Origin of the sequence: Paraburkholderia sp., from assembly GCF_035656215.1 — a bacterium.
Classification (GTDB): domain Bacteria; phylum Pseudomonadota; class Gammaproteobacteria; order Burkholderiales; family Burkholderiaceae; genus Paraburkholderia.
Window position 1 is genome coordinate 1 of record NZ_DASRSY010000400.1, and the last position, 13,484, is coordinate 13,484.

At 61.2% G+C, this 13,484-nt stretch carries 13 protein-coding genes; 9 read left to right on the forward strand and 4 right to left on the reverse strand.

Annotated elements, in window-relative coordinates; all coding sequences use genetic code 11:
* The 4 genes from VFE81_RS23300 to VFE81_RS23315 all read left to right on the forward strand — a co-directional run.
* A partial coding sequence (locus VFE81_RS23300; protein ID WP_325046847.1) for an FUSC family protein occupies window positions 1–1,609 on the forward strand: 1,609 nt, incomplete at its 5' end.
* Entirely contained in the window at window positions 1,596–3,221 is a 1,626-nt protein-coding gene (locus VFE81_RS23305; protein WP_325046848.1) for a TolC family protein, read from the forward strand. The genes VFE81_RS23300 and VFE81_RS23305, both read left to right, overlap by 14 nt.
* A gap of 156 nt (window positions 3,222–3,377) precedes the next feature.
* Window positions 3,378–4,526: an acyltransferase gene (locus VFE81_RS23310; protein ID WP_325046849.1), complete on the forward strand. Its 1,149-nt coding sequence runs from the start codon at window positions 3,378–3,380 to the stop codon at window positions 4,524–4,526.
* Window positions 4,501–4,767, forward strand: coding sequence for a hypothetical protein (locus VFE81_RS23315; protein ID WP_325046850.1), 267 nt, complete (start codon window positions 4,501–4,503; stop codon window positions 4,765–4,767). The genes VFE81_RS23310 and VFE81_RS23315 overlap by 26 nt, the downstream gene beginning before the upstream one ends.
* A gap of 3 nt (window positions 4,768–4,770) precedes the next feature.
* On the opposite strand, the gene VFE81_RS23320 is transcribed toward VFE81_RS23315, so the two are convergent.
* On the reverse strand, window positions 4,771–4,947 hold the full coding sequence (locus VFE81_RS23320) for a hypothetical protein (protein WP_325046851.1): 177 nt from the start codon (window positions 4,945–4,947) through the stop codon (window positions 4,771–4,773).
* 108 nt (window positions 4,948–5,055) lie between these two features.
* Between VFE81_RS23320 and VFE81_RS23325 the strand changes: the two genes are divergently transcribed.
* On the forward strand, window positions 5,056–5,577 hold the full coding sequence (locus VFE81_RS23325) for a PH domain-containing protein (protein ID WP_325046852.1): 522 nt from the start codon (window positions 5,056–5,058) through the stop codon (window positions 5,575–5,577).
* Between the two features lie 183 nt (window positions 5,578–5,760).
* Here VFE81_RS23325 and VFE81_RS23330 read toward each other — a convergent pair whose 3' ends face one another.
* On the reverse strand, window positions 5,761–6,375 hold the full coding sequence (locus tag VFE81_RS23330; protein WP_325046853.1) for a TetR/AcrR family transcriptional regulator: 615 nt from the start codon (window positions 6,373–6,375) through the stop codon (window positions 5,761–5,763).
* Window positions 6,376–6,458: 83 nt separating this feature from the next.
* Here VFE81_RS23330 and VFE81_RS23335 point away from each other — a divergent pair, with 83 nt between their 5' ends.
* On the forward strand, window positions 6,459–7,595 hold the full coding sequence (locus VFE81_RS23335) for an MBL fold metallo-hydrolase (protein WP_325046854.1): 1,137 nt from the start codon (window positions 6,459–6,461) through the stop codon (window positions 7,593–7,595).
* Between the two features lie 256 nt (window positions 7,596–7,851).
* On the opposite strand, the gene VFE81_RS23340 is transcribed toward VFE81_RS23335, so the two are convergent.
* The gene (locus VFE81_RS23340) at window positions 7,852–8,394 is read right to left on the reverse strand and encodes a hypothetical protein (protein ID WP_325046855.1); all 543 of its coding nucleotides are present in this window, start codon (window positions 8,392–8,394) and stop codon (window positions 7,852–7,854) included.
* Between the two features lie 133 nt (window positions 8,395–8,527).
* Between VFE81_RS23340 and VFE81_RS23345 the strand changes: the two genes are divergently transcribed.
* The gene (locus tag VFE81_RS23345) at window positions 8,528–9,466 is read left to right on the forward strand and encodes a LysR family transcriptional regulator (protein ID WP_325046856.1); all 939 of its coding nucleotides are present in this window, start codon (window positions 8,528–8,530) and stop codon (window positions 9,464–9,466) included.
* Window positions 9,467–9,536: 70 nt separating this feature from the next.
* Here the strand turns inward: VFE81_RS23345 and VFE81_RS23350 are convergent, their stop codons facing one another.
* Entirely contained in the window at window positions 9,537–11,288 is a 1,752-nt protein-coding gene (locus VFE81_RS23350; protein ID WP_325046857.1) for an IlvD/Edd family dehydratase, read from the reverse strand.
* 420 nt (window positions 11,289–11,708) lie between these two features.
* On the opposite strand from VFE81_RS23350, the gene VFE81_RS23355 reads away from it, so the two are divergent.
* Window positions 11,709–12,155 carry an SRPBCC family protein gene (locus VFE81_RS23355; RefSeq protein WP_325046858.1) on the forward strand — a complete coding sequence of 149 codons (447 nt, stop codon included), beginning with the start codon at window positions 11,709–11,711 and terminating at the stop codon, window positions 12,153–12,155.
* Between the two features lie 519 nt (window positions 12,156–12,674).
* The coding region (locus tag VFE81_RS23360; RefSeq protein WP_325046859.1) for a cytosine permease at window positions 12,675–13,484 on the forward strand (810 nt) is incomplete at its 3' end.

Consider the following 13,484-nt stretch of genomic DNA (forward strand, 5'->3'; position numbering starts at 1 on the left):
AGTCGACGGGTCGTCGGTGCGTGACGATATCGGGCCGCTGCGGCAAGCCGTTTCGTCGACGCTGGCGATTCTGGTCGCGGCCGATCTGGCTGCCAGCGAACCGTCGGGGCGACTGCCGGCATCGTTCGCCGCGCCGATTGCCGGGACGCTGGACAACATGGCCCGAATGCTCGAGGCAGGCGGCTATCCGGTCGACATCGAACTCAAGCTGCCCAACGTGGCCGAACTGACACCGCTCGCGCGAGTCGTCGTTGAGGATCTGCATGATGTGATCACCCGCTTCGCCGTAGTCGAAGCGCAAACCGAAGGCGAAGGCCAGATCAAAACCGGCGCGCAAGCCGAAGCACGAACCCAGGCTCAAGTCGAAACCAGGTCCGCGCTGCCACCCGCGAGCAAACGCAGTGGATTCTTCCTACCGGATGCATTTAAGAATCCCGACCACGTCCGCTACGCACTGAAAACCACCGTGGCGGCGATGTTCTGTTATCTGCTTTATTCGCAAATCAACTGGCCGGGTATCCATACCTGCTTCATCACGGTCTATATGGTGTCGCTCGGCACCACCGCCGAGACCGTCGAAAAAATGACGCTGCGGATCGCCGGGTGTCTGGTGGGCGCGGTCCTGGGTACTGCGGCGATCATCTTCGTGACACCGGTGCTGACCTCCGTCGTCGGATTGATGGCGCTCGTGCTGGTCGGTGCCTGGTTGTCGGCGTGGGTCGCTTTTGGTTCGCCGCGCATTGCTTATGCCGGCTTCCAGATCGCTCTGGTGTTTTTCATGTGCGTGTTGCAGGGCGCGGCGCCTGGCTACGATCTGACGCTCGCGCGGGATCGTACGATCGGGATTTTGATCGGCAACGTGGTCGTCTATCTGGTTTTCACGCGCGTGTGGCCGGTCACCGTGGCCGCGCGCATCGACACTGGAATCGCCGCGCTGCGGCAGCAGTGGGAGCGGCTGGCGGCGCTGCCCGATGCCGTCACCCGCCGGGCGCAGGCCGCGAGCGCCATGGCTCAGTGCGGCGCGCTGGAACAGGACCTCGCGCTGATGCATTACGAGCCATCGTGGGTCCGCCCCGACGCGCAGTGGATCGCAGAACGCCGCAGTGCGCTGGCCAAGCTCGACGCGCTGGAGGGACCGATGTTCCTGCTCGCCGAACGACGCCCGCGCGACGCCGCGATCGACGGCTGGCTTAAGCGGGCCATGGGCGAGTTGCCGCTAACGTCGGCCGAAACCGGTGCTGGGGTCGCGCAGGCCGCGCGGGACTCAGTTTTGCGCGCTGCGCAGGACCAAGCTTTGCCTACCGGCCCGGACCAAACCTTGCCCGCCGCGCAGGACCCACCTTTGCCATTTGCACCGGACGCAGCTTTGCCGGTTGTGCCGGGTCCAGCTTTGCCGGTCGCGCCCGACGCAGCTTTGCCGGTCACGCCAAACGCGACTTCACCGGGCTCAGCTTCCCCAGTCAAGCCAAACGCGACTTCACGAGACGCGGCGTCCGACGACGACATACGCACCACTTTGCTCAATCTCGGCAATACACGCCTCACCCAAATCGAACACGCGGCGTCGAACGACGCCGCCAAGGAACTCACGACTCATGCGCCGGCTTAACCCCTCATTCGCACTGGCGATCCTGGCCGCGGCGGGTTTGGCCGGATGCGCCACGTCGTCCATCGACATGGCGCCGGACAGCCCCGACCGTCCGTGGCAACCGCGGACGGACGCGGCCGGTGCCATCGTGCCTGGGCCGGCGGCAATCTCGTCGACTTCGACTTCGACTTCGACTTCGGCTCCAACTGCCTCAGCTAACTCGGCTCCCTCAACTAACTCAGCAACTTCGACTGCATCCCCTCGCGGCTACCAGCTACCCGCGAATCCCGCGCTCGCCGCCGTGCCGCCTCCGCCGGCCCTGGAGCAGGCGCATGCCTACGGGCTGCCCGAACTGATCGATCTGGCGGAATCGGCGAACCCGCTGACCCGCATCGCCTGGAACGACGCGCGCAACGTGGCGCTCGCGGCTGGCATCGCGAAGAGCGCTTATCTTCCGCAACTGTCGGTCGCGGCGATGGGGCAATACGCCGGCGTTCATGATTCGAGCTCGTCCGTACTCGGCGATTCCTCGGCGAGCGCAACAGGGCATGGCATGACCTCGGTGCTATCGCTGCAATGGCTACTGTTCGATTTCGGCGGACGTGCCGCGCGCGTCGAGGCCGCGTCGCAGGCATCGGTGATGGCGAACATCGGCTTCACCGCGGTCCACCAACAGGTGATTTTCGACGTCAGCATCGCGTTCTACGCGTACCAGGCCGCGCACGCCCGCATCGTCACAACGCAACAGGGCCTCGACAACGCCGACGCGATCCTGGTTGCGGCACAGTCGCGCTACCAGCATGGCATCGGCACCGTCATCGAGGTGGCGCAGGCCAACCAGAATCGCGCGCAGGCGAAGCTCGCGCTCGTCCAGGCCCAGGGCGCCGAAAGCAACAGCTATCTCGCGCTGATCTCCGCGATGGGGATTTCTCCATTGTCGAAACCCAGAATCGCGGAGATGCCGGCGCGCACGCTGCCGGCCCCGACGAGCGACTCGATCGAGCGGATCGTGTCGACCGCCATCGCCCGACGGCCGGACGTGTTGAGCGCCTATGCGGCCGAGCGGGTCAATCTGGCGAAAGTGAAAGCTGCCGAGTCGGACTTCATGCCGAAGGTATTCATCTCCGCGACAGGCGCGTACAACACCGGTAGTTCGTCGATTTCGGCGGTTCCGGCCATCGGTCAGCAACTGCCGACGGTGAACCTGAGCGGCGGCCGCTACGGCGGCAGCGTGATCGTCGGCGTGACGATTCCTCTGTACGACGGCGGCCTGCGATCAGCGGTGCTCGCGCAGGCACGTAACGATGCCGACAGCGCGTCGACGCGTCTTACCCGAAGCCGCGAAGAAGCAGTTCGGCAAATCGTCACTGCGCAGAATACGCTGCAGACCAGTCTTGCCGCGCAGGCTGCCGCCAAAGAGCTGCTTGCTGCAGCGCAAACAACGTATGACGCCGCATTCGATGCGTACCGGCACGGTATCGGCTCGGTCACCGACGCGCTGCTTGCGCAGAATCAATTACTGGCGGCAAAAAACGCGGATGCGGATAGTTACAGCGGCGCGTTGTCCGCTGCGGCGGCGCTCGCGCTGGCAACTGGATCGGTCGAGTCGATTCCGATGCGGGACAATGGGTGAGCGAACGGTTGACGGTGTCGGCAGCCCTTTCCCAGCGCGGAACCACGGGGCTTGGCGGGCATTAATTTCCCCAATTTTTTTCGATTTTTGTTGGTATTTTTGTTGCTTAACGCGGAGGTAAGATCGTCGCAGCCTGAATAGAAGAAGGGGCAAAAAATGGCGATCACCTTGAATCTGTCAGCGTCCGCAAATCTGAACAAATCCCTGAAAATAGACGCCATTCGATTCCTCGCGGCTGTCTGGGTTTTGATGTATCACTTTCGTCCGCCCGCGTTTAAAGAACTCCTGCCACATCGGCTTGCCTTCATGGGCGGCGCATTGTGGTCAGGATCGACAGCACTGTTTGCGGGTCCCGCCGCCGTCATCGTGTTCTTCGTCATTTCCGGCTACTGCGTCCACAACGCATATCAAAGGGATGTCACGCTCAAGCCGATCAACTATTACGCGTCCAGATTCATCCGCATCGGCTTGCCGCTGATCATCCTGCTGTGTCTCGTTCAACCTTTGCCGACGGGACAAAATTATCTGGAGTCCGTGCTTTGGTCGCTCTACTGCGAGATGGTGTATTACGCCGCTTATCCGATCTTGCGCCCACGGTTTCGCTACATTGGCGAAATGATCGTTGGCTGCGCGCTTGCGGCAGGTTTGATGGTGGCCGTGGTTCGTCTGATAGGACACCCGGTTTGCCACAGTTGCGTGATTGAGACGTATGGCGTTCCAGGTACGGCTTTACTGTATGCGGCCGGATGGATTTTTGGCTGTCTGATTGCGGAAATCCAGCGCAACGCGGAGCAGTTCCACGTCCGTGGTGCGTATTCGCCACTCACCATGATGATCAAACGCGGCCTTGATCGGAGTACTCATTACCTGGCAAACCATCTGGTTGCGCTGAGAGTGACGGTTGTCGCGGCCGGGGCGACAGTGATGATTTTGCTATCCGAATCGAATCTCAAACCGGCAGTTGTGCCCTTGATTACGCCCGATATCACGCTCCCGCTATTCCAGTTCCTTGCTGCAATCTGGATCGCGGCGGAGACAGCCACACCTTCCAGAAGCAGCGTGTGGTCCCGGCTGGCTACTTTCGGAGCGTGGTCGTATAGCCTCTATCTTTGCCACAAGATGGCGCTTGCACTGCTGGAAATGACCCGATTCGACGACACATCGCGATTCGCATGGTTCGTCCAGGTGGCGTTGGCGTTCGCTTTCAGCTATGCGTTTTACCGGATGATAGAGCGACCTTCGCATCTGATTTCCCAGCGACTGCGGAAATACACGCCGAATGCACCGGCTGCCCCGGCTGCCTAAGCCCGGCCTTTGCATTCATGCTGCATGCTCCGGATCGAAATCGGGCATAAGGCGGCTATCAGTTGGAACAACCATCGCCGTCGCGACAAACGCCGGCCAGATCAAGACAGGGTCGCTTTCTCGCACGGACCGCACCGCAAAGTACAACCAGTTGGTCCGTATCGAACGTGAGTTGGGCTCGCAGGCAACGTTTGCCGGCGCGGCACCGTTCGCGTCGCGCCGCGGACGACCTGCGCCGTAAAGGCTATACTGGATACACCGTCGGCACCTTGTCGTGCCACGGCGACTTGAAGATTGTGGCGTGCGACTTGACTACGCTTGTTTCCGTGACCGATGCGTCGAAGATGCGTCGCACCGCCACCAAACGTTTGAAGCGTGTCCCACCAAGCCCGCGCGCAGGTGTGCCCGGCGAAAGGGACATGACATTGTCGCCGGCCACCAGTCAGTTCGCCGCGCGCAACCGAATCAGGCAACGCTGCCTTTTTGGACGGACGAATAGAGCCGTGGATCAGAAAAAAGGATATGTGCGATGGCCAATCAAGTGATTTTCAGCGGCGCGCCGTCGCAGGCCTGCAACCTTCCGGCGCTCCTGAAGGGAGGCGCCGTCATCGCAATGATCGGCGCGATACATGTCTGCGCGTCGAACGCTTTCCCGTTTCAGTGGCATGTGCTGCTTGCACAAGCCGGCGCGGTCCTGATCGGTGTCAGTTTGCCGTTCGTCAAAACCGCGTTCACCCGAATCGTCATTGATACCGCACGGATTACCTGGACGCAGGGCATTCTGCATCGACGTGCGTCGATTCTCGAGCTTTCCCGGATTCAGCACATTACATCGATCCAGCCCTGGTGGCAGCGTCTATTCGGCACCAGCACGCTCATCCTGATGACCGACGATCTGGCTCATCCTGTGAGGCGTTTGCCGGCGATCAAAGATGCGGACCATCTTCGCAAGTTGCTTGACGAAGCGGTCGCTGCGCGTCGCGAACGGCTGACGACCGCCAACACATTTGATCCAGACGCCCCTGGTTATTCTCAGGCGCGCAGTGTTTGAACAGGTTATTCGAGCGGCTGGGTCAAGGCGCAACGGTAACTACCCCGCACGCTGTTCAGCCTTGGGGTGGGTACTTTGGCAAGCTAACCGATCGATTCGGTGTCCAATGGATGTTCAGTTGTTCCAACGGAATTGGGATGCGGTGAACTGTGATCGTGAAGTGAACTACTCGCGGTCAACGAGTCACGCATAGCGCGCAAGAAACATATCGGCAGCAGATTCCGCGACTTGTCTTTGTTCATCCACGCTGAGGGTTGGCTGGCCCATCGTCACCTGCGGCCAGAAAGCGAACGCTTTCACCAGGCCCTGCAACTGCTGCGAGGCGAACATCGGGTCCGACGTCTTGAGGCGTCCATCGGCAGCGGCTGCGCGAATCCACACCGTCAAGTCTTCTTCGCGCTCGCCCATGCGAGCCACCATGTCGCGCGCGCGCTCCGGCGAATGAATGCCCGCCGCGATCGCAACACGCGCAAGGGACAGAAACGCCTCGTCATTCAAGAGGCTCAGCTTTTTTAACAGAAGCTGGAGCAACTGCTCACGCAACGGATGCACGGAGGAATAAGCCGGCGCCTCCTCCGTGTCACTCGACTCCCACAACTGCCGCAGGATCGCTGCGAACAGTGCTTCCTTGCTTGGAAAATGGTTGTAGACCGTACGCTTCGAGACGCTTGCGCGCGCTGCAATGCGATCCATGCTGGTCGCGTCGAAGCCGGCCGCGAGAAATTCTTCGATAGCGGCCCCAATTACGGCGGCGCGCTTGCGGTCGGTCAGGCGGAGAGGGGTATCGCTGGTGTGCATCGTTAAATTTTACACCGGGGAGTTTACTTTTCTCGAAAATAAACTACACTCAACAGTCTACTTTCTGTTTCGAGGCGGTTTGCATGACTTCGTTCACCGGTTCCATTCGCCGCGCCTTGGGTCTGACGGCGGCGCGATGCGGGCGTGAATCGTTCGACACGTCGGCTCAGCACGACGGCGAGCGCTTTCGTAACGTCAAACCGCGTCCTGTCGAAGGAATCCGCAAGACCTTGAGCATCGTGTGGAATGTGCTGTTCAACAAACCGGACGGCACGGCGCCGGCAGCGGCTCTGCCCGTCGACGCACTGTCGCGTGAACAGCTTCAGGCCGCGCCTGACCGGAGCCTGTATCGCCTCGGGCATTCGACCATGCTGCTCAAGCTGCGTGGTCAGTTCTGGTTGACCGACCCGGTCTTTGCCGAACGCGCGTCGCCGTTCCGGCGATTCGGCCCAAAGCGCTTTCATGCACCGCCCCTTGCGCTCGAAGACTTGCCGCCACTGCGCGGCGTGATTCTGTCGCACGACCACTACGACCACCTGGACCGCGAGACAGTGCTGACGCTCGCTGCTACGACGGATGTGTTTCTGACACCGCTGGGTGTCGGCGACCGCCTGATCGAGTGGGGTATCGACGCGTCGAAGGTCCGCCAGTTCGACTGGTGGCAGAGCGTTGAGATCGACGGCCTGGCGTTCACGGCAACACCGGCGCAGCATTTCTCCGGCCGCAGTCTCTTTGACGGCAACAGCACCTTGTGGGCCTCGTGGGTCATCGTCGATGACGCGTTGCGCATGTTCTTCAGCGGCGACACGGGCTACTTTGATGGATTCAAGACCATCGGCGAGCGGCTGGGTCCATTCGACGTGACACTGCTCGAAACCGGCGCCTACGATGCCCAATGGCCGTACGTGCACATGCAGCCTGACGAGACGGTACAGGCACACGTCGATCTGCGCGGCCGCTGGTTGGTGCCGGTTCACAACGGCACGTTCGATCTGGCGATGCACCGCTGGCAAGAACCGTACGAGCGCGTGGTCGGGCTCACCGCCGCGCGCGGCATTCCGCTTGCGACGCCCCGCATGGGAGAGCGGCTGGATCTGAGCGCGCCGCACCGCGGCGGGAAGTGGTGGCGCGAGGTTGCGGAGAGTGTGCAGAAGCCCGTGACGCCGCGGCGGCGCTTTGGCCGGCTGTCCTTTTGCACCGGCAAGAAGGAGCACGTTTAGGCACTGACGGCTGCGGGTCTAGTCCCGATACCCCGAACCTATCTAGTCGACAACATCGAAATCGGCAGCGGGCATTCCTTGATCGCGACGGTCGCCATGCTCGCGCGATGCAAAATTGTCCTCCTGATGTCGGTCGCTGGGCCTATGCGTCCCGCGGTCCCCATCGAGTAGCCCGTCCCTGAATTCGCGGTCTCGACGACGGGGGCAGATGCTGTGCTGCTTGGGGCGATTGTTCTAGGCGTGGAACGGGGACGACTCAGGGCTTTTGAGCGGCTTGGGTATGCGACTTCGTAGGGTGGTGTAGAGAGCGCGCCTTGAGCTGAGGGCGCAGCAGCAGATAGAAGGCGGCAACATGCGTAATCATCAGCGCAGGCACGTAGATGATCGGAATCGCGTACGTAGCGCCCAGTTCTCCCGCACGCGCAGGAAGATCGGACTGGATAGCGTGGTAGTAGTCGAGGATGAGGTCGGTCGCTCCCACAAGATTGAAGGCTACGACGAACAACCAGAAGAGTGGGCGTGTTCGTGCTGTGAGCAGCGCCAGCGTCGCCAGAACTCCCGTTGCGAAGTCACCGTATGCGGCGAACACGGCGAAGCTGACAGGCAGATGGGGACCGACGGCGCCCGGCAGAATGAAGACCAGCCCGAAGAAACGGAAGCTGTGCAAGGTGGCGATGGCGCGTTGCGCGTCGAATGGGCCCATCAACTCGAGCCTGGGCCAGACGTATACGCGGAAGCAAAGCAGCCAGGCGACATACCCCAGAACGAGATGCAATAGGAAGATATATTCCGGTGACATGTTGCCTCCTGTCGGGTGTTGTCTGGTGGATTATTCAGGGCTTGCGAGTCGACATCGGCGTGACTCCCCATCTGTAGGCGTAGGTGTACCATGGCCTCTCGCGAGTGACTATTCATCACAATGTTGACAGGCTATGAAGCAGAACTTCACAGTCAGACAGGGCGCGCTCGACGGCGTGGAGGTGTTCCTGAGCGTTGCTCAACATCGCAGTTTTCGCCGGGCAGCCGCAGAACTCGGGGTGACGCCGTCGGCCGTCAGCCAGACAGTGCGTGTACTTGAAGCGCGCATTGGCGCAGCGCTCTTCATACGCACCACGCGTAGCGTCGGCCTGACCGAAGCTGGCGAACAGTTTCTTTCGCGGGCAAAGCCTGCCTTCGAGGAGCTTGTCGCGGCTAGTGAGGTTGCGCGCGGACTTGGCCAGCGGCCCGCCGGACTGTTGCGTCTATCAGTGCCGCGCGCGGTGGTGCCCATCCTGCTGGAACCCCTGATTGCATCCTTCTGCCAGGCTTATCCCGAGGTCGAAGTGGAGATCGCGGCAAGCAAGGAACTGATCGATCTTGCAGCGGAAGGGTTCGACGCCGGTATCCGGCTGGGCCAGTTCGTCGACGCCGACATGGTCGCGGTACCGTTGACGCCACCGTTTCGTCTCATCGTCGTCGGCAGCCCTGCCTACTTCGCAGCGCGCAGCCCGCCCAGGCACACGGACGATCTGCGCCAGCACGCATGCTTGCGATGGCGCCGCTCCAGCGGCGCGCTCGCGTTATGGTCATTCAACGACAATGGCCAGGCGCTCGAGATCGCCGTATCCGGCCCTCTCATCGCCAATGATTTTTCCACCATGCTTGGCGCGGCAGTCGAAGGCATGGGCCTTGCCCAGCTGCCTGAGCCGATGGCCACCGAAGGGTTGAGAGCGGGAAGACTGGTGCACGTGCTGGAGCCGTTCGCGCCGGTGATACCGGGCGTGTTTCTCTACTATCCAGGCCGCCGGCAGATCATGCCGAAGCTGCGCGCCTTCATCGATCATGTGAAGAGCCGCCCGGCAGGCCATGGCAAAGTCCCCGGTACGAGATGACTATTGGCGTGCCGGGTTGCGGAAACTCAAGCCTCCGCGGTTCCGTGTCCCGCAGTACTGTCCGGGGCCGCTAGCCCTTCGGCGTCGTGTCGTGAATTCTGGCCGCCCGCAAGAAATCGAAATCGACACCCTTATCGGCCTGCAATACCGTGTCGAGGAACAGTTTCCGATAGCCGCGTTCGGCTGTCGGTATTTCTACGGGCGCGGCTGCGGCGCGGCGTGCCAGTTCGGTGTCCGATACAAGTAGCGTGATGTCGCGGGCAGCTACGCTGAGCCGGATACGATCGCCGTTTTGAACATAGGCTAGCGGCCCACCGACAGCCGCCTCAGGCGTCACGTGCAACACGATGGTGCCGAAGGCCGTGCCACTCATGCGCCCGTCGGAAATACGCACGATATCTTTGACGCCGGCGCGCGCCAGCTTTTTCGGAATCGGAATATAGCCGGCCTCAGGCATCCCCGGCGCGCCTTTCGGACCGATGTTTTTCAGTACCAGAATATCGTCGGCCGTGACGTCGAGGTCGTCCGAGTCGATGCGTTCGGCCATGTCCTGACCGTTCTCGAACACTACAGCGCGTCCCTCGTGCTCCATCAGTTTGGCATCGGCGGCGGATTGCTTGATGATCGCGCCGCCAGGTGCGAGGTTGCCCTGCAAGACGGCAATGCCGCCTTGCGGATAGATCGGATCGGTGATTGTGCGCACCACGTCCTGTTCGAAACCAGGACCGGCCAATTCGATCTCCTCGCCCAAAGTGCGCCCGGTGACGGTCATCGCGTCGAGCTTGAGCAGCGGCTTGAGTTCGCGCAGCAACGTCGCCATGCCACCGGCGTGGTGGAAGTCTTCCATGTAATGCTGGCCGGACGGTTTCAGGTCCAGCAACACCGGTGTTTCGCGACCCATGCGGTCCAGTGCCTTCAGATCGACATCCAGTCCCATGCGTCCCGCAATGGCGGTCAGGTGCACGATGCCGTTGGTCGAGCCGCCGATCGCAAGTAACACGCGGATGGCGTTCTCGAATGCATCGGCGGTCAGGATCTTGTCGATGGTCAGGCCGCTGCGTGCCATCTGCACCGCCTGGGCGCCGGTCTCCTCGGCGATACGGATACGATCGGCCGTCACGGCCGGCGGCGACGCGCCGCCCGGCACTGTCATCCCCAATGCTTCGGCCACGCAAGCCATGGTGCTGGCGGTGCCCATCACCGAGCAGGTGCCGACGCTCGCCACCAACTGGTTGTTCACTGCGGCAATTTCCGCGCTATCGATCTCGTCGGCGCGGAATTTGCCCCAGTAGCGGCGGCAATCGGTGCACGCACCCACGCGCTCGCCGCGGTGCGAGCCGGTCAGCATGGAGCCTGTGATCAGCTGGATCGCCGGAATATTCGCCGATGCAGCGCCCATTAACTGCGCCGGCACCGTCTTGTCGCAGCCCCCGATCAGCACAACCGCGTCCATCGGTTGAGCGCGGATCATCTCCTCGGTATCCATCGACATCAGGTTGCGCAGGTACATGCTGGTCGGCTGCGAAAAACTCTCATGGATGGAAATGGTGGGGAAATCCATCGGTAACCCGCCAGCCAGCATCACGCCGCGCTTGACCGCCTCGATCAATTGCGGCGCGTTGCCGTGGCACGGGTTGTAGGCGCTGCCGGTGTTGGAGATGCCGACGACCGGTCGATCCAGTGCTTCGTCGGTGTAGCCCGCCCCTTTGATGAAAGCTTTGCGCAAGAACAGGGAGAAGCCGCTGTCACCATAGTTGGTGAGACCCTTGCGGATCCCGGTGGCCGGTGCGGCGAGCGAATCTTCTGGTTTGGTCTTGGACATGGAGAAACCCGGCATAAGATGAATGAAAAAGGGGCATCGCAAGTGCGGGAAGCGGTGCTGCGCACATGCTCTGCGGGACAACGTTCACATTCATTATGGAAAATTCGGGACAAAAAAAACCCGTTTTTGATATCTTCAAACAACAAAAAATTTTCTATCCGGCGAGCGCGGTGCAACACCTTCTGGTCTATGCAGGTCGACAGGGAATTGATCCATCGTCAGTCCGTTCCGTCGCCGTTCTACGACTGCTTCAGCGTGTTCCTTGAAGGGCGGCCAGCGGAATTCCTGGGCGGCTATATCGACAGCAGACGAAACCTATCGGCGCCTACGGGTTTTTGCTGATCTCAACCTGTGTCGATACAGGCATCGTCGAATCGTCGTAAGGGTATGTCCAACTTCTTAGTGAAAGGCGAACACACCATGACTACCGGAACAGTCCATCTCCAACGCGTCTTGCGCGCGACTCCCGAACGCATCTATCGGGCCTTCCTCGAACCCGATGCCATAGCGAAGTGGCTTCCTCCTTACGGGTTCACCTGCCAGGTCCACCACATGGAAGCCCACGTTGGCGGCACTCACAAGATGTCCTTCCGTAACTTCGGCACCGGCAATAGCCACTCGTTCGGCGGCGAGTACGTCGAACTGGTGCCGTTCGAGAAGATCCGCTACTCGGACCGTTTCGACGACCCTAACCTGCCCGGCCAGATGCACGTCACCGTTTCATTGCTGCAGGTGTCCTGCGGAACCGAACTCACCATTGTGCAAGAGGACATACCCGAGGTCATCCCTGTGGAGATGTGCTACCTCGGCTGGCAGGAGTCGCTTGTTCAGCTGGCAAAATTGGTCGAGCCCGTCATCCCTGACTGAAACCGCAGGCAGAGGCATGCATGCCTCTGCTTGCAGTGCCGCACGTCAGTCGCGATCGCGACGCACCTCAAACGAGGGGGAGACGGTACGTGATCCGTACCTTCAAGACATCCCTCCTGTCGCGCCGTGATCACGGCGCGATTCGCACATTCGCGCTCGCTTAAACCATGACAAAACGCCCCTCGCCAAACCTCAAATTCGATGGGATGTCAGCGTCTTGCGTTGCAAAACACCATCCAGCCGCGTAACGAGCTGTTGTAGTTTTTTTACTCGGGCAATAATAACTTCGTCGGATAGTCATGTGGATTGCAACGGTGACTTTGCGATGGCGCCCATCGTGCGCGGTAGTGGGCGATTAGTTCGCGCCAGCATGCATCTCGATCAGGGTTAACCCATCGAAACGATGCGGCGCAGCACATACGGTTTTTGCATACCAGTTGGCCTCAGACGCGGGAGCATCTCCACCCAGGAGTGTCCAGCGGTGTTTCCTCGGTTCCACGAACTCAAAGGAGATGACAGATGGAAATCCGCGATCCTTCCCCCGGCCTCTACAACGAAGATCTCGCACCCGCCAGGCAGCGCAACTGGGGGGCCTTTAGCATCTTCAACGTGTGGACCTCGGACGTGCACAGCCTCTGGGGCTACTACCTCGCCGCCAGCCTGTTCCTGCTGTGCGGCAGCTTCATCAACTTCGTGCTGGCAATCGGGCTCGGCTCGCTGGTGATCTTCGCGCTGATGAACCTGATCGGCTACGCGGGCGAGAAGACCGGTGTGCCCTACCCGGTGCTGGCGCGCGCCTCCTTTGGCGTGTGGGGCGCCAACCTGGCCGCACTGGTGCGCGCCGTGGTGGCCTGCTTCTGGTACGGCGCGCAGACGGCAGCCGCTTCGAGCGCGGTGGTCGCGCTACTGATCCGCAGCGACAGCCTGATGGCTTTCCACAAGGGCACGCAGTTCCTCGGCCACTCGGGGCTGGAGGTGATCTGCTACGTGGTCATCTGGGCGCTGCAGTTGCTCATCATCCAGAAGGGCATGGAGACGGTGCGCAAATTCCAGGACTGGGCCGGTCCGGCGGTATGGGTCGCAATGCTGATCCTGGCGATCGGCTTGTGCGTGAAGGCCGGCGGCTTTTCTTTCACCAGTGGCATTCCGATGAACGTGCTGCTCGACAAGACCAGGGACGCCGGCGTCAGCGGCGAGCCCGGCTCGTTCTGGGCGCTGATGGCAGTGGGCGCGACCTGGATCACCTACTTCGCGGCGCTCTACCTGAATTTTTGCGACTTCTCGCGCTACGCGAAAAACCGCGACGCAGTGAAGAAAGGGAATCTGTGG